This window comes from Mesorhizobium sp. M1A.F.Ca.IN.022.06.1.1 (assembly GCF_003952605.1).
Classification (GTDB): domain Bacteria; phylum Pseudomonadota; class Alphaproteobacteria; order Rhizobiales; family Rhizobiaceae; genus Mesorhizobium.
In genome coordinates this window covers 2415146-2432011 of the sequence record NZ_CP034455.1, presented here as the reverse complement: position 1 = coordinate 2432011, position 16866 = coordinate 2415146, and the positions used below count along the sequence as shown (strand labels likewise).

Annotated in this window: 11 protein-coding genes; 3 read left to right on the top strand and 8 right to left on the bottom strand. The window is 65.3% G+C overall.

Annotation, left to right across the window (positions count from 1 at the left end; translation table 11 throughout):
* Positions 1–158 precede the first annotated feature (158 nt).
* Positions 159–2690 carry a ligase-associated DNA damage response DEXH box helicase gene (locus EJ078_RS11515; RefSeq protein ID WP_208721644.1) on the top strand — a complete coding sequence of 844 codons (2532 nt, stop codon included), beginning with the start codon at positions 159–161 and terminating at the stop codon, positions 2688–2690.
* Positions 2691–2706: 16 nt separating this feature from the next.
* Complete coding sequence (pdeM, locus tag EJ078_RS11510) at positions 2707–3423, top strand: ligase-associated DNA damage response endonuclease PdeM (RefSeq protein ID WP_095799350.1); 717 nt, start codon at positions 2707–2709, stop codon at positions 3421–3423.
* Positions 3424–3430: 7 nt separating this feature from the next.
* Here the strand turns inward: pdeM and EJ078_RS11505 are convergent, their stop codons facing one another.
* From EJ078_RS11505 to EJ078_RS11490, 4 genes are read right to left on the bottom strand one after another with little or no spacing between them, the layout of a single operon-like run.
* Positions 3431–4366, bottom strand: a complete 936-nt coding sequence (locus EJ078_RS11505) for a DmsC/YnfH family molybdoenzyme membrane anchor subunit (protein ID WP_208721516.1) — start codon at positions 4364–4366, stop codon at positions 3431–3433.
* Positions 4367–4379: 13 nt separating this feature from the next.
* Positions 4380–5114 (bottom strand): 4Fe-4S dicluster domain-containing protein, encoded by a 735-nt coding sequence (locus EJ078_RS11500; protein ID WP_208721514.1) that lies wholly within the window; start codon positions 5112–5114, stop codon positions 4380–4382.
* Entirely contained in the window at positions 5111–8041 is a 2931-nt protein-coding gene (locus EJ078_RS11495; RefSeq protein WP_127403526.1) for a molybdopterin oxidoreductase family protein, read from the bottom strand. The genes EJ078_RS11500 and EJ078_RS11495 overlap by 4 nt, the downstream gene beginning before the upstream one ends.
* Complete coding sequence (locus EJ078_RS11490; RefSeq protein WP_164749258.1) at positions 8038–8196, bottom strand: hypothetical protein; 159 nt, start codon at positions 8194–8196, stop codon at positions 8038–8040. The genes EJ078_RS11495 and EJ078_RS11490 overlap by 4 nt, the downstream gene beginning before the upstream one ends.
* 123 nt (positions 8197–8319) lie before the next feature.
* Here EJ078_RS11490 and EJ078_RS11485 point away from each other — a divergent pair, with 123 nt between their 5' ends.
* On the top strand, positions 8320–9228 hold the full coding sequence (locus EJ078_RS11485) for a LysR substrate-binding domain-containing protein (protein WP_127847160.1): 909 nt from the start codon (positions 8320–8322) through the stop codon (positions 9226–9228).
* Positions 9229–9240: 12 nt separating this feature from the next.
* On the opposite strand, the gene EJ078_RS11480 is transcribed toward EJ078_RS11485, so the two are convergent.
* From EJ078_RS11480 to EJ078_RS11465, 4 genes are all read right to left on the bottom strand, one after another.
* Positions 9241–10497, bottom strand: a complete 1257-nt coding sequence (locus EJ078_RS11480; protein ID WP_127404323.1) for an Hsp70 family protein — start codon at positions 10495–10497, stop codon at positions 9241–9243.
* Between the two features lie 172 nt (positions 10498–10669).
* Positions 10670–11458 (bottom strand): TIGR02186 family protein, encoded by a 789-nt coding sequence (locus EJ078_RS11475; RefSeq protein WP_067322676.1) that lies wholly within the window; start codon positions 11456–11458, stop codon positions 10670–10672.
* Positions 11458–12375, bottom strand: a complete 918-nt coding sequence (locus EJ078_RS11470) for a sulfite exporter TauE/SafE family protein (protein WP_066996707.1) — start codon at positions 12373–12375, stop codon at positions 11458–11460. The genes EJ078_RS11475 and EJ078_RS11470 overlap by 1 nt, the downstream gene beginning before the upstream one ends.
* Positions 12376–12565: 190 nt before the next feature.
* On the bottom strand, positions 12566–16738 hold the full coding sequence (locus EJ078_RS11465; RefSeq protein ID WP_128294385.1) for a peptidoglycan-binding protein: 4173 nt from the start codon (positions 16736–16738) through the stop codon (positions 12566–12568).
* Positions 16739–16866: the final 128 nt, after the last annotated feature.

Genomic DNA, 16866 nt, shown 5'->3' with positions numbered 1-16866 from the left:
TCCGGGTGAGGGGTAAGTAGCGCCAAGCTGGATCACCCTCATTAGTCTCGGCGCTGCGCGCCGGGCCACCTTCTCCCACACGGGGAGAGGGGAAGAATGATCCCTTTTTGTTCCGATTTTCCTTGGCGATCGCTTGCCAGCGCGCTACCTCTTTGCGCGTGACAGAGCAGCCGCGCCTCGCCGAACAGAATGTCGCCGTCCTTCTCCCCGAGCCGTTCGTAAAATGGTTCGCTGCAAAAGGCTGGTCGCCGCGCGCCCACCAGCTCGAACTGCTGGCGAAGGCTCAAGCCGGCCAATCGGCGCTGCTGATCGCGCCGACCGGCGCCGGCAAGACGCTGGCCGGATTCCTGCCCTCGCTTACCGAGCTCGCCAGACGTCCGCGCCGCAGGCCCGGTGGGGCGCACCGTGGCATCCACACGCTCTACATCTCGCCGCTCAAGGCGCTGGCCGTCGACATCGAGCGCAATCTCGGCAAGCCGGTCGAGGAGATGGGACTGCCGGTGACCATCGAAACCCGCACCGGCGACACGCCCTCGCACAAGCGCCAGCGGCAGAAGCTCGCGCCGCCCGACATCCTGCTCACCACCCCCGAACAGCTCGCGCTTCTGATTGCCTCGGCCGACGCCAGGCGCTTCTTCGAGGATTTGCGTTATGTCGTCCTCGACGAATTGCATTCGCTCGTCACCTCGAAGCGCGGGCATCTTTTGGCGCTAGGCCTGGCGCGGCTGCGCACCTTCGTCCCTGAGCTGCAGACCATCGGCCTGTCGGCTACGGTCGCCGAGCCGGATGAGTTGCGGCGCTGGCTGGTCAGCCAGGCTTCCCCTGAGGCCATGTCCGAGTTGATCGTCGTCACAGGCGGTGCCAAGCCCGACATCTCCATTCTCGATTCCGAAGAGCGGGTGCCATGGGCTGGCCATTCCGCCCGCTACGCCACTCCGGAGATCTATCGCGAGGTCAAGCGGCACAAGACGACGCTGCTCTTTGTCAACACGCGCAGCCAGGCCGAGCTGCTGTTTCAGGAGCTGTGGCGCGTCAACGACGACACGTTGCCGATCGCCTTGCATCACGGCTCGCTCGACGTCGCCCAGCGGCGGCGGGTCGAGAAGGCGATGGGTGAAAACGCCTTGCGCGCTATCGTCGCCACCTCGACATTGGACCTGGGCATCGACTGGGGCGATGTCGATCTGGTCGTGCATGTCGGCGCGCCGAAGGGGGCAAGCCGCCTGGCACAGCGCATCGGCCGCGCCAACCACCGCATGGATGAGCCATCGAAGGCGATCCTGATCCCGGCCAACCGGTTTGAGGTGCTTGAATGCCGTGCCGCGCTCGACGCCAACTATCTCGGCGCGCAGGACACGCCGCCTTTGGTCAATGGCGGGCTCGACGTGCTGGCGCAGCATGTGCTCGGCTGCGCCTGCGGTGCCCCGTTCCACGCCGACGCGCTGTTTGACGAGGTGAGATCGGCTGCGCCCTATGTCAGCCTAGACCGCCCGACATTCGACCGGGTCATCGACTTCGTCGCCACCGGCGGATACGCGCTGAGAAACTACGAGCGCTACGCCCGTATCCGCCAAACCAAGGAAGGCTTGTGGCGAGTATCCAATCCCCGCGTGGCGCAACAGTACCGGCTCAATGTCGGGACCATCATCGAAGTGCCGGCCCTCAACGTTCGTTACGTCCAGGCTGGAAGCAAGGGCGCGGCCTCGCGCGGCGGCAGAGTCTTGGGAAAGATCGAGGAAGCGTTTCTCGAGACCTTGACCTATGGCGACACTTTCATGTTCGCCGGAAGGGTTCTGCGGTTCGAGGGTATCCGCGACAATGAGTGCTTCGTGTCGAATGCTCCCGGAAGCGAAGCAAAGGTGCCCTACTATGGCGGCGGCAAATTCCCGCTTTCGACTTATCTCGCCGAGCAGGTGCGCGCCATGCTCGACGATCCGCAGCGCTGGAAGAAGCTGCCCGAGCAGGTGGCCGATTGGCTGCGGTTTCAGGCGGATAAATCCGTCCTGCCGAAACGGGACGATCTGCTGATCGAGACCTTTCCACGCGGAAACCGGCACTATCTCGTAGCCTATCCGTTCGAAGGCAGGCTCGCGCATCAGACGCTGGGCATGCTGCTGACGCGCCGCCTGGATCGAGCGGGCGCCAAACCGGTCGGCTTCGTTGCCACCGACTATGCGTTGGCTATTTGGTCGCTGGCCGACATGGGCTGGATGTTCAAAAACAAAAAACCATCGCTGGCTGCGCTCTTCGATCAGGACATGCTCGGTGACGATCTCGAGGCATGGTTTGCCGACAGCTGGCTGCTCAAGCGCACCTTCCGCAACTGCGCGCTGATTTCCGGACTGATCGAGAAACGTCATCCCGGCAAGGAGAAAAGCGGCCGCCAGGTCACCGTCTCGACAGACCTGATTTATGATGTGCTGCGCAGCCACGAGCCCGACCACATCCTGCTCCAGGCGACGCGTGCCGATGCAGCGACCGGATTGCTCGATGTCAGCAGACTTGCCGAGATGCTCTCGCGCATCCTCGGTCGAATCGTGCATAAGGACCTGGAACAGATATCGCCGCTAGCCGTGCCGATCATGCTCGAAATCGGCAAGATGCCGGTGCATGGCGAGGCGGATGAAACGCTGTTGATGGATGCCGCCACCCTCGTTGAAGAGGCCATGGGGCCGGAGATGGCCGACTGAGAGAAGGCAAGAGGGGATGAATTTTTCGCTGTCGCGCGCAACGCTGATCGCCGAGGCCGACTTTGTCGGCATCGCCGGCGAACGCGCGGTTTGCGACCGGCGCGGCGTGCTCTATTTCCCCGATCTGCGGCTGCTTGCGGTCGCCGACCTGCATCTCGAAAAGGGCTCGTCCTTCGCCAGGCGCGGCGCGCTGATCCCGCCTTATGACACAGGTGCGACCTTGCTGCGCCTGCAGGCCGTGATCGCCGACTACGGCCCGCGGATCGTTGTCAGCCTTGGCGACTCCTTCCACGACGGCGGCGGCGCCGAGCGCATGCATCTAAGCTTCCGCGAGCGGCTGGAGGCGATGATAGCCGGCCGCGACTGGTTCTGGGTTGCCGGCAACCATGATCCGGATGCTCCCGCCGACCTGCCTGGCGAGACGGTGAGGGAACTCGCGATCGGTTCGCTTGTCTTCCGCCATGAACCATCCAAGCTGCGGGTGGAAGGCGAGATCGCCGGCCATCTGCATCCCTGCGCCCGCATCGTCCAGCGCGGCCGCTCGGTCAGGCGGCGCTGCTTCGCCGGTGACGGCGGCCGCATGATCATGCCGGCCTTCGGCGCCTATACCGGCTCGCTCAACGTGCTCGACCGCGCCTATGCCGGACTGTTCCGCCTGGAAACGCTTGTTGCCTACATGCTGGGTGCGGAGCGCATCTTTGCCATTTCCGGTTCGATGCTGCGGCCGGGCTGAAGCGGCTTCATCTGCCGTAATAGAGCGTGACGGTGTGCTTTGCCTCGGCGAAGAACAGCCAGCGTTCGACCAGCATGCCCGCGAATTGCATAAGCGCTGCAAGCAGTGATGCGGCTGCTGCGAAAGGCCACGGCAAGGCGAAGGCGATCACGAGCAAGATGGCCGGCACGGCGAAGGCCAGCACCTGCGTGATTCGCCTCAGCTTCGCGCTATGCTTGCGCGCAATGCGAAAACCCATCTCCTTGAGCAGGTAGTTTTCTTCGGTGTGCGGCCATTCGATGGACCGCACAGTGCCGCCGGCGAGGCCGGTCGCCGTGTTGCCCGTGGTCGGGATTTCCAGCTTGTCGTTGTAGTGCCAGGTCGCAAGCTTCCAGCCCCACCCGGCGAGCGTGGCAAGCAGCGCGCCGGCCAGAACCAAGGTTGATCCGGCCCCGAAGCTTCGCAGCAGGCCGTTGAGCAGCAAGCCACCCGTCATTGCCGAGAAGATAAGATAAGCCGGCAAAGTATATCGGCTGTGCCACTGCGCGATCGGCTTCAGCGAGGCATAGATCATTCCGGTCGTACAGACTGTCACGACGCCGCCGGCGGCAGCCATCAGGCCAACGATGGCCACCCAACCGCCGCTTTTGCCCATCAGCACCCAGCCAATGCCGAACAGCCCGGCCGGGATGAAGGTCGCGACCGCGGCGACCCCTTCGCGCGACAGCCAGGAGCTTCGCCATTGCGAGAAGGCGCGCCAGGCGCGTTCAGGGCGGCCGAGATGGCCGGTCGAGGAGAGCAGGCCGGCCGCGATCAAGCCAAGCGAAAGCGCCATGCCGACGAGTCCGAGCCAGAAATCGGGTGCGATGAATCCCAGCCCGCCAAGAACGCCGAGCAGCGCCAGCAGGCCATAACCGGCCCCGGTGGCGGTGGTGAAGAAGACGACGGAATAGGCGGGATGCATGGCTGCGCGAATTTCAGTTCGAAAGCATGCGATCGATCCAGCCGAGGAAGCCTCCGTCGGCCCGGATCGGTTCCAGCACCGGCGCGTCCACCTTCGCCGCGCGCTCGGTGCGGGCTCGCGGGGGAAGGTATTTGTTGGTCGGCTTGTAGCCAAGCTCGGGCATCAGGTCGACGCCGCCACGCTCTTCTACCAGGCGCGAGATTGCCGAGGCGGGATCGCCCAGATCGCCGAAATGCCGGGCGCTGGTCGGGCAGGCGGCGACGCAGGCCGGCACGCGGTCCTCTGCCGCCAGATTGTCGTTGTAGATGCGGTCGACGCACAGCGTGCATTTCTTCATCACGCCGACATCCGTATCGAATTCGCGCGCGCCATAGGGGCAGGCCCAGCTGCACAGCTTGCAGCCGATGCACTTGTCCTCGTCGACCAGCACGATGCCGTCGGAGGCGCGCTTGTAGGAGGCGCCGGTCGGACAGACGGTGACGCAGGCTGGCTGCTCGCAATGCAGGCAGGAGCGCGGGAAGTTCACCGTGCGGCCGCCTTGTTCGGTCGTGTGCTCATAGCTGTGCACGCGGTTGAACCAGACGCCGTCGACACGCCCGCCATACGGATCGATGTCGGTCAGCGGCGCCATGTGTCCGCCGGTGTTCCATTCCTTGCAAGCGGTAACGCAGGCCTGGCAGCCGACGCAGGTGTCAAGGTCGATGACGAGGCCGAGCTTCTTCTCGGTTTGGGCGGGAAGGCAGGTCATTCGGCGGCTTCCCTTTTTATGCGGAATGCATCGCCGAAGCGAAGCACATCCGGTGACGGCTCGAAATTTGGCGGCTGCCGCAAGCGCTCGAATTGCGGCTCGGTGAAGCCGGCCTCTTCCGCCGCGCATTTGGCGATACGCACGCGCACGTCGAACCATGCCGCCTGTCCGGTGACGGGGTCGGAGTTCGAATAGCGCTTGCCCTTGACGGTGGCTGCGGTCTGGTCGCCGATGATGTGATTGAGCAGGAAGCCGCGATTGCTCTCTGCGGCGTCGTCCTTCAGGCCCCAGCTGCCGCGCCGCTTGCCGATCGCGTTCCAGGTCCAGACCGTGTCCGGGTTGACGCCGTCGATCAGCTTGATCTGCCCCTTCACGCGGCCGTTGATGCTTTCGATCCACACCCAGTCGTCGTCGGCCAGCCCAAGCCTCGCTGCGGTCTCCCGGTGCACGAACAGCCGGTTCTGGCTGGTGATTTGTCTCAGCCACGCATTCTGCGAGCCCCAGGAATGGTACATGTGCATCGGCCGCTGCGTCAGCGCATGCAGCGGATATTTCTGGAGATCGACGGCGTCGTCCTCGAAGGGCGCGTACCAGAACGGCAGCGGGTCCATATAGGCTTCGATCCGGTCGCGCTCGGCCTCCGGCGGCTGCACCTTGCCATGACCGCGCGCGGCGAGGCGAAAGCGCTGCATCGGCTCCGAATAGAGCTGAAAGATGATCGGATCGGCCTTGGAGATGAATCCCATCTGCACGGCAAAGTCGAGATAGGCGCGGTTGCCCATCTTGTAATAGCGCTGGTCGTCGGCGAACCCGTGGTGCCAGAAACCGCCATTGTCGATGTAGCGCTGCAACTGGTCCGGGTTCACCTCGCCCTTGCCGATCGCGTCGCCGTTCTTACCGCGCCAGCCGGCAAGCGGGCCGATGCCGGGCGTGCGCTCGTGGTTGACGATGTAGTCGGCATAGTCGCGGTATTTCGCCGAACCGCCTTCGTTGACAAAGCCGGGCAGGCCGAGCCGCGCGCCGAGCTCGATCAGCACCGACTGGAACGGCCGGACATCCCGGTCCGGCTGCACCACCGGGTGACGGATGGCATCGCCCGGCCCGTCGGCATGGCTGATCGGCCGGTCGAGCAGGCTGATGCAGTCGTGCCGCTCGAGATAGGTCGTGTCGGGCAGCACCAGGTCGGCGAACGGCACCGTCTCGGAATAATAGGCGTCGGAATAAATGATGAAGGGGATCTTGTAGTCGCCCGCCTCGTCCTTGTCGGTGAGCATACGAACCGTCTCGACGGTATTCATCGAGGAGTTCCAGGCCATGTTCGACATATACATCATCAGCGTGTCGATCGGATAAGGATCGCCGGCCCAGGCATTGCGGATGACGCTGTGCATCAGGCCGTGGGCCGCAAGCGGCGCCTCCCAGGAATAGGCCTTGTCGATGCGGATCGGTGTGCCGACCTCGTCGACGAGCAGATCGTCGGGCCCTGAGACGAAGCCGAGCGGCATACCCTCCAGCGGCGTCATCGGGCGGACGTTCTTGCCTGCGGGCTTTGGCCCCGGCGGCGCGCAACGCGGATAGGGCGGCTTGAAGCGGAAGCCGCCGGGCACGTCCACCGTGCCGAGCAGAACCTGCAGCAGGTGGATGGCGCGGCAAGTATGAAAGCCGTTGGAATGGGCCGAGATGCCGCGCATGGCATGCATCGACACCGGCCGGCCCTTCATCGTCTCGTGCCGGCGGCCGGCCCAATCGGTCCAGGCGACCGGCAGCTCGATCGCCTGCTCCAAGGCGATATGCGCCAGCTCCGCCGCGATCCGTCGGATGGTGTCGGCGCCGACCCCGCAGCGCTCCGCCACCGCCTCCGGCGAATGGCTTTCGTGCAGGTATCGGTCGGCGATCAGCTGAAATACCGGTGCGCAGCGGCGGCCATTGACCGTGTAGCTGCCGGTCAGTGCTGGTTTGGCATCCGGGTCGGCGGCATTGACGGGCGCCTTCGCCACCCTGTCCCAAGCCAACAGGTTGCCGTCATCATCGCGCATGAACAATCCGTCATCGGCGGAACCGGGCTCCTGTACGACAAGCACCGGCGCGTTGGTGTAGCGCAGCAGATAGTCGAGATCTATGCGGCCGGCCTTGAGCAACTCATGGACGAGCGCCAGCACGAACAGTCCGTCCGTGCCGGGTCGTATGCCGATCCAGTCGTCGGCGATCGCGTTGTAACCGGTGCGGCAAGGGTTGATCGACACCACCTTGGCGGCGCGCGCCTTGAGCTTGCCGAGGCCGATCTTGATCGGATTGGAATCGTGATCCTCGGCGACGCCGAACAGCATGAAGTATTTCGTATTGTCCCAGTCGGGCTCGCCGAACTCCCAGAACGAGCCGCCGATCGTGTAGAGCCCACCGGCCGCCATGTTGACCGAGCAGAAGCCGCCATGGGCGGCGAAGTTGGGCGTACCGAACTGGCTCGCCCACCAGCCGGTCAGCGACTGCGACTGGTCGCGCCCGGTGAAAAAGGCAAGCTTTCTCGGATCGGTGCGGCGGACCGCCGACAGCCGCTCGGTGGCGATGGTGAGCGCTTCGTCCCATTCGATCTCGCGAAACTCGCCGGAGCCACGAGGCCCTGTGCGCAGCAGCGGCTTCCTCAGCCGCGCCGGGCTGTAATGCTGCATGATGCCGGCGCTGCCCTTGCCGCAGATCACGCCCCGGTTCACCGGGTGGTCTTTGTTGCCGTTGATGTAGCGCACCTTGCCGTCCTTGATGTGGACGTCGATGCCGCAGCGGCAGGCGCACATGTAGCAGGTGGTTTTGGCGATGCGGTCGGACACGCTCGGCGAGGTCTCGACGCCGTCGCCTTCGTCAGGCGCCTGGCTGTCGGCCAGCGGCCGCTGCGAGGGCGCGGAGTTTGCGCCGCGTGGTTCAGCTAGGCTCATGATCCGCGAACGCTCTTGTCGCTTGCCATCTTGGCCTTGGTCTTCGGGCCGGGCCCGCGCATATAGTGCAGCTCAGGATGGTAGCGGTCGCCGGCGAGCTGCCGCTTCAGCTGGCGGCTCCAATGCGCGAAAAGGGATTTGAAGCGCCCGATCATTTCCAACCTTGGCGGCAGAACGGCCAATTTTTTCCAAGCTCGGGTAAAAAGTTAGAACAAAGCGATTGATCTGTCTAACAAGCCGCTCTTGTAATTCCGATCGATTTTGCTTCTTAGTTGGCCATGACCCTCGATCAGCTTCGCATCTTCGTCGCCGTCGCCGAGCATGGCCACATGACCAAGGCGGCCGACCTGCTCGGCATCTCGCAATCGGCCGCCTCTGCCGCCATCCGCGCGCTTGAAAGCCATCATGGCGTGCGGCTGTTCAACCGGGTCGGCCGCAACATCGAGCTTGCGCAGACCGGCCACCGCTTCCTGCCCGAAGCCAAGGCTGTTCTGGAACGGGCAGCGGCTGCCCACAACGTGCTGGAGCATGTTTCCCAGACCATCACCGGCAGCCTGTCGATATCGGCCAGTCAGACCATCGCCAGCTACTGGCTGCCGAGGCGCCTGGCGTCCTTCCACGAGGCCTATCCGGCGGTGCGCCTGAGCGTCACCATCGGCAACACGCGGCAAGTGGAAACCAATGTGCTGGACGGCCGGGCCGATTTCGGGCTGGTCGAAGGCCGAACCGAGTCCGACATATTGCGGCGCGCCACGGTCGATGAGGATCGCCCCATGCTGGTCGTGGCGGGCTCACATCCCGAGCTTCCGATGACGCCGGCGGGAAACCTCGACATCAGGTCGTTGCGCTGGATCATCAGGGAGGGCGGGTCGGGCACGCGCGAGGCGCTGGAGGATTTCGCGCGCAGTGAAGGGGTTCCGCCGGCCGAGTTGCAGATCTTTCTTGTTCTGCCCAGCAACGAGGCTGTGCGTCAGGCGGTGGAGGCTGGTGCCGGCGCGACCATCATTTCCGAGCTCGTCATTGCGCGCTCGCTGGCGGAAGGCAGCTTGCGATCCGTGCCGGTCGTTCTGCCGAAACGCGATTTCGCCATGATTACCCATCGCGACCGGCAGGCGAGCCTCGCGCAAATGGCGCTCAAGGCGCATCTCACCGGCAAGCAGGACGCGCCGTCAACGGGCAGGGGCTAGAGCAAGGAAGCGTCAGGCGAATTTGCGCCGCGCATCAAGCGCGAGCCCAAGCCCGACCGAGCCGAACATATCGCCTTCGATAACCGAGGCCTGCGGCACCAGCGAAAGGATCCGCCGCTTTGCCAGCGGGATCGCCGTCGAACCGCCGGTGAGGAACACAGCGGTGATGGCCGAAGCGGGAACGCCTGCGTCGGCAATCGTTTGCCTGACCGTCGCGGCCACCCGTTCGATATCGCCGCCGATCGTCTCTTCCAGGCCGGCGCGCGTGATCCCGGCCGCGAAGCGTACGCCGGGCAGCGACACCTTCACCTCGGCCCAGGAATGTTCTGTCAGCGCGATCTTGGCCCGTTCGACCAGGCCGGCCATCGCATGGCCGTAACGATGCTCGACAATGTGGATGAAGCGGTCGACGAGATCGGCGCGCTCGGCTTCGAAGCGGATCTGCTTCAAATCCGACATCGCCTTCGCGGTGTAAATGAGATTGATGCGCTGCCAGGTGGCGAGGTCGATGAAATAACTTGCCGGCAGATTGCGCTTGCCGTCCTTGGTCGGGGTCAGATAGCCGAGCTCGGGCATGATATGGGCGATGCTAAGCAGCCGGTCGAAATCCGTGCCGCCGATATGGATGCCGCGATTGGCCAATATGTCGCCCTTGCGGTCGTCCGAGCGGGCGCGCTCCGGCGAGACGCGCACGATCGAGAAGTCGGAGGTGCCGCCGCCCATGTCGACGATCAGCGCCAGCTCTTCGCGGGCGACATTCTGTTCGTAGTCGAGTGCGGCCGCGATCGGCTCGAACTGGAAGGCGATGTGCTTGAAGCCCTGCGCGCGCGCTGCCTTTTCAAGCTCGCTTTGCGCTTTAGCGTCGGCGTAGGCATCGTCATCGACGAACTGCACGGGGCGGCCGAGCACGACGCGTTCGACCGGGCCGCCGGCATCCTCTTCCAGCCGCTTCTTCAAATGGCTGATGAATAAACCGATGATGTCGGTGAAGCCGATCAGGCGCGCCTTGATGCGCGTCTTCTCGTTGGCGAGCGAGCTGCCGAGAACGCTTTTCAGCGAGCGCATCAGCCGGCCCTCCACGCTGTCGGTGTAGTCGGCGATTGCGCGGCGGCCGAAATAGGTGTGGCCGTCCTCGAAGTTGAAGAAGACGGCGCTCGGCAAAGTGGGCTGTTCGCCCTCCAGCGCCACCAGTTGCGCCCGGCCGTTGCGGATCACGCCCACTGTGGAATTGGACGTGCCGAAATCGATGCCGCCGAATGCTGGATGCATAGCAGCCTCCTGTCATTGGTTTCGTCGCAGCGCATCGCCGGCGTCGAAAAACGCGCCGTCACCCGGTCGCCGGACCGCTCTGCCGAATTGAATGTGTGCTTGTCCCCGAGTTGGGAGGCGGCGACTTATCCCAAATCCGGGAACAGGGGAACCCTCATTCGCGCGAAAAACGTCAATCCTTGCGGAAAACGATGCGTCCGAGCCAGCCGGTGAGCATGGCAAGGGACACGGCGAACACGCCGTAGAGGAAGGAATAGTCGTGCGCGACGCGGAAGATCGACTGTTCGAAACCGGACTTGCGGATTTCGAGCTGGGCCGAGCTCTCCTTCACGAACATGCCGCTCTTGAACAGGAAGGCGCGTGCCTTATGGGTGCCGACCGGGATGTTGGGCGCGAGCCGGACGGTGGCGCGGAACAGGTTCTGCGACAGGAACTGGACGCCCCCGACATTCTCGCTGTAAAGGCCGGTCGCCGTCTTGCGCTCGCGAAGTGCCGAGGTGAATTCCTCGATCGTGATCGGGCTGTCGCTGGGCTCGGCCGGTTGCATGTAGAGGTTCGAAGCGCCGAGCGACAGCTGCTTGTAGCTGTTCGGCTCGGTGATGTCCTGCAGCGGGCGGGTCGTCGCCACCGAGTAGGATACCGGCACGTTCTCGAAAGTCTCCGATTCCAGATTGATCCAGACGCCGAGCACCCTGTCCTTGCGGCGCACGACGACGGGGCGGGCGGGACCCTCCAGCACGACGATGACATCGTAGCGTCCCTGGCGCGCGATCAGCGGATCGGGATTTTCTAGCGAGCCGAAAATGGTGAGGTCAGCGCCGGAAAACCCGGCGGTAATCGAAATGGCGTCGGTCGACAGGCCGATCTGGATGCTTTCCGTCGCCGGCGTCTGTGCCGCCGCCGGCAGTGCTGCGGCAGCGAGCGACAGGATGGCGGCTGCGAACGCTCTCAACGGCCCCATCAGGTCAGGCCCGCGAGCGAATAGCGATTGGGAGGCGTCACGAAGAGGTCGATGGCCAGGCGGATGGCGACGGCCAGAACCAACAGCGCCAGAAGCGCCCGCAACTGCTCGCCCCGCAGCCGCTGGCCCGCTTTGGCGCCATATTGCGCGCCGGCAACGCCGCCCGCCATCAGCAGGAAGGCCAGGATCACGTCGACCGTCTGGTTCGTCGTGGCATGCACCAGCGTGGTGTAGGCCGAGGTGAAGATGATCTGGAACAGCGAGGTGCCGATAACGACGTTGGTCGGCACCTTGAGCAGGTAGATCAGCGCCGGCACCATGATGAAGCCGCCGCCGACGCCCATGATCGACGACAGGAAGCCGATTGCCGCGCCGAGGCCGAGCACCGGGATGATGCTGACGAACAGCTTCGAGGCGCGGAAGCGCATCTTGAACGGCAGCCGGTGGATCCAGTTGTGCTGGCCGGATTTCTTCAGCACCGGCGCCGCGCCGCTGCGCGAGGCGCGCAGCGCGTTGACGCTCTCGACCAGCATCAGCCCGCCAACGGTGCCGAGCAGCGCGACGTAGAGCAGCGAAATGAAGAGGTCCAATTGGCCGAGCCGGCGCAGCAGCGCAAAGACATAGATGCCGGCGGTCGAGCCGACAATGCCGCCGGCCAGAAGCACTCCGCCGAGCTTGAAGTCGAGCGTGCCGCGCTTGAAGTGCGACAGCGCGCCGGAGAAGGAGGAGGCTATGACCTGGTTGGCCCCCGTGGCCACCGCGATCGCCGGCGGGATGTTGTAGAAGATCAGGAGCGGCGTGATCAGGAAGCCGCCGCCGACCCCGAACATGCCCGACAGGAAGCCCACCGCCGCGCCCATCGCGAGCAGCACGAACACGTTGACGGAAATTTCCGCGATCGGGAGATAGATGCCCACCCGTCTGTCTCGATCAGTTTGCCTGTCGGCGAATGCCGCCGTCCCCGACAGTTTCGCACCGAAAAGCCAATTTTTTCTTGCGCGGCGCGGCGCCGGGGTCAAACCCCGGCGCCGCGCCGAAACGAAAACCGTCTCAATCAGTTAACAGGCAAATCTGTGGCAAGCCGTCGCGGAAGCGACGCGCCTGCCGTTATTTGTGCGCAAGCAGCGCCTTGACGAGTGGCGCGTCGATCTCGCCGGTCGGCTTCATCTTGTTGTCGGTCTGAAAGGCCATGATCGCGTTCTTGGTCTTGTCGCCCATCACGCCGTCGGCGCCGCCGGCATCATAGCCGTTCTTATTGAGGATCAGCTGGATGTTCTTCACCGCCTTCTTCATGTCGATGCCGGCGGTGGTCTGCGGCGTGCTGTCCTGCCAGGATTCCGGAATGTCGGCCGAGTTGCTGGCCGCGTTGAGCGGCTTGGCCTTCCACAGGTCCGTGGCGGCGCGCGCCCGCTCGAGCTGCTCGGGCCTGAGCGCATTGGCGATCTCGTCGCGTTTGGCCGCAGCGTCCTTGTCGCCGGTCTTGGCGACGAGAGCGAACCATTTGTAGGATTCCTCCAGGTTCTGCTTCATGCCGACGCCCTTGGCCGAAAGGATGCCGAGATTGAACTGGCTGTCCTTGACGCCGAGGTCGGCCGCCTCCTGGAACCAGTGCGCCGCCGACTCATTGTCGGTCACGCCGTCCGCCGCCATGGCGAACAGAACCGCCAGATTGTGCATGGCGCTGGCGTTGCCCTGTTCCGCCGCGAGTTGGTAATAGGTCTTGGCTTTCTTGATGTCGCGCGCGACGCCGATGCCCTTCTCGTAAAAATTGCCGATGCGGTATTCGGCCGGTGCGAAGCCCAGTTCGGCGGATTTCTCATACCATTTGGCGGCCGCCGCCATGTCTTCCTTGACGCCGCGCGATTCCGCGTAGCGCGAGCCGATCTCGAACAGCGCCTTGGCGTCACCGCCTGCGGCCGCGTCGTGCAGCGCCACCGGACCGATATCGGCCGGGACATCGATCTTGGCGGCCGAACTTGCCGTCTGGCCGCCGCCCGGCGGGACGGTGCCCGTGGTATCGGCGGACGTGGTTGCCGGCGTGCCGGCCGAGGAAGCACCGGCTGCGGCGGCACCGGGCATTGGTGTGCTCGCCGGCGCGCCGATGGTGGGCTGCGCATCGCCGTCCGTGTCCATGGCAGGCCCGTTCGCAGCCGGAGAGACTGGCTCCGAGGGTGTCGCCGAAGCCATCGGCGCGGGCCGGGCAGGCGCGGACGGAGTCGCCGGAGCAGGCGCCGGTTCGGCTGGCGCCGCGGCCGCGGGCATTTCGGGTGCGGATGGTTGAAAGGCGGCCTGTGGCGTTGGATCGTCCTTCGACGGCTCGGCCTGCCTGACGGCACGCGCCGGCGCGCTCTCGGACTTCGCAGTGCCCGTGTCGGGCTTGGGCGTGCTGACATCGAGCGAGGCGGTTTCGACCGATTGGGTGGAGACGATCGGCGCGACGTCGTTGCTGGCGACCGGTGCGGGGTCGGAGAAGAACGCCTTGCCGAGCTGCAGGCCGGCCAGTGCCATCATGATCGCGGCCGCCGCCATCAGGATCGGCTTGCGCCGCGCCTTGAGCAGATCGCCGATTCTGAGCGCCTTCACCGGGCCGGTCATCGTCGACTGCCGCTTCAGCGCGTCGGCTTCCGCGGCGGCGGCCTGCGCCGCGCGGCGGGCGGCCGCGATGAAATCGGATTTGGCGGCATCTGTCTCGCTGCGCTTGGCCGGCTGACCGCCGCGCTCGTCGCGCACGCGCTTCATGATGGCGTTGAGGTCCGGCGCGCCGGAACCAGGTTCGAGCGGCCGGTTGGCGGCTCTGGGATCGAGCGGTTCGTCGATGTCGACGGTCGGAACGTCGCCGGCCGGTGCCGAGCCGGCAAGCGGCGGCGTGTCCTCGTTCTTCTTGCCCTTGAAGGCGCGCGCCAGTCCGCTGAACATCGACTTCTTGCGGCCGGTGGTCTCAGCCTTCTCGCCAATTTCGTCCGATCCGAGCGCAGCCATTGCGGCGGCGGCCGCGGCCTCGGCGGGCGTGCGAGCGGCAGCTTCGCCGCGCATTACAGGTTCGCCACGCGTAACAGATTCGCCACGCGTAACAGGTTCGCTACGCGTAACAGGTTCGCCCGGTGCAGCCGGCTCGTTTCGCGAAACCGGATCGTGGCGCAGGATGGAGGCGGCGCGCGCATCGAGATCGGCGATGTCTCCGGTCAGTGGCAGCGGCTGGTCGATATCCATCGACGGCGCGTCCTGGACGGCGATCTTGCCGGTGCGGGCGGCCCGCTTGCCGCCCGGCTGCGGGTCGATCAGTTCGCTGACCGCTTCACTGGGACCTTCGGCCTCCAGCGAGCCGAGCCGGTCGACGATCTTGAGCAGCGTGTCGTGGATCGCCTCGAACGTGCGCGAATTGCGCTCGTCGGAACGGCGGGTGAGCGCTTCGAGCGTCTTCAGGTCCTGCGCGAGCCCGCTCACGGCGGCTGCGTTGGAAGCAGCCGTGCCGGAACTCGATTCGCCCAGCGACCGCACGGCGTTCTCCGCAGCCTCGCGCGCGACGGTGAGGATGGAATCGCGCGTGCCGGCCAGCGACTTCTCGATCTCGTCGAGGCGAGGGCTGATGTCCTCGAAATCGGGAAGCGGTGCGCTCGGCTTCGAAAGATGCGCCGAAAGGGCGGTCACCTGCGACTCAAGGCTGCGGATCAGTGCCGGATCAATGCCGGCGACCTGCGCGGCGGAGGATTCCAGCCGGCTGGAGATGTCCTCGAGCCGGCTTTCCAGGCCACGGATCGCCATCTCGTTGGCGGGATCGGGCGCGCGCGTCTCGATGCGCTTGGCAAGCGCGGTGAAGCGGGCGTCGATCGCCTCCATGATGCCAGCGCCGTCGTCCTGCCGCATGCGCTGGTCGAGCCTGTCGGCGACTTCGTCCAGCCGCCGCTCGAGTTCGCGGAACAGCAGGTTGCTCTGCTCGATGGCATCACCCTGGCGGCGCTCGAGCAGCGTGGACAGCGCGTCGAAACGCTGCTCCAGGCCCTGGAAGATGTGGTCGGCGTCGGGCATCGCCGGCGCGCGGTCTATCTTGTCGGTGATCAAAGCAATTTGCTTGCCGAGACGCTCCATCGCCTGCTCCGGCAGATGGGCGCGCTCAGCGAGCTCGTCCACACGGCTGGACAGAAGGTTGAGGCGGTCGATGACCTCGGCGCCGGGACGCGACTGCGCGACCTCCTCGATCTGCTCCGCCAGCGAGGCGATCCGTTTCTCGATTCGCCCGAAGGTTTCCGGATCGAAGGCATTGGCCTGCGCGGCCACCGTCGAGGCGACGATGGCGCGCGAGATCTCGTCCAGCCGCTCGTCGATCATGGCAAGCGTCTCGCCGCCGCGCATCGTTTGCTGGCTGGCGAAACGGTCGACCGCTCCGGCGAGGGTGCGCACCTTTTCCTCCAGCGAGGCGAGCGACAGCGATTTCGGCAGGTTGTTGACCGCGCTGCTGATCTGTTCGAGGCGGTCGGTCAGCGCCGAAAGGTTGGGACCCTCGGCGCGCTGGCGCTGGTCGGCGTCGACGCGATCCTCGAAGGCGCTCCAGCGGCGATCGAAATCGTCCCAGCGGCGGTCGACGGCCTGCACGCTTTGGTCGACGGCCCGCACGCTTTCCTCGCGCGCCAGCGTGTCGAGCGCCGCCTTGACCTGCTCCAACTCCAGCCGCAGCAGGTTGACGCTGCGATCGTCGCTTTTTTCGGCAAGCGTGTGGATGGCGCCGGAAAGCCGTTCGAACTCGAGGCCGAGCTCGGCGCTGTTCTTGTCGGCGGGGGCACCATGCTGGCTCGCCGCCTGCATGGCGCGATCGATATCCTGACGCAGCGCGTCGAATTCGCGCTGCAGGCCGGCGGTCATCTGATGGCGCAACTCCTCGCGCAGTCCGCGCAATTCGACCGCGATCTTGCCAACCATCGCGACGCCATCTTCCTGTCCGCGCACCCGGTCGATGTCGCGGGCAATGGCCTGATAATTGGGGCCGAAGTCGGAAGCTGCGGCCGCCGGGTTCTGCGACCCGCGGTTTTGCGGTCCGCGATTTTGGTCCCTCTGCGTGGTGTAGGGTTCCTCGTACCAGCGGGGCGAACCATAAGGTTGCGCGGCCGCATAGCGCGGCTCGGGGGCCGGCCGCCGCGGATCGGGGCGCTCGGGCGTGTCGCTGCGCGTCCGCTCCAGCCGCTGCTCCAGCGTTTCGAGCGAGCGGCTCAGATCCTCCAGCGAGGTCTGCGACCGGCGCTGCCTACCGGCGTTGAGTGTATCGAGATAGGACCGCTTGCTGTTCATCGATGCGCCCGTGTTCAGAATGACCGGCTGAGACCGGTTTCCCAGAGTCTGCCGGGAACGAAGGCGTCCGCGCGGTTTTGCTGCGGAGGAAGACGGGCTTCCCGGGTTTCTCACCCACGCTTCGAAAA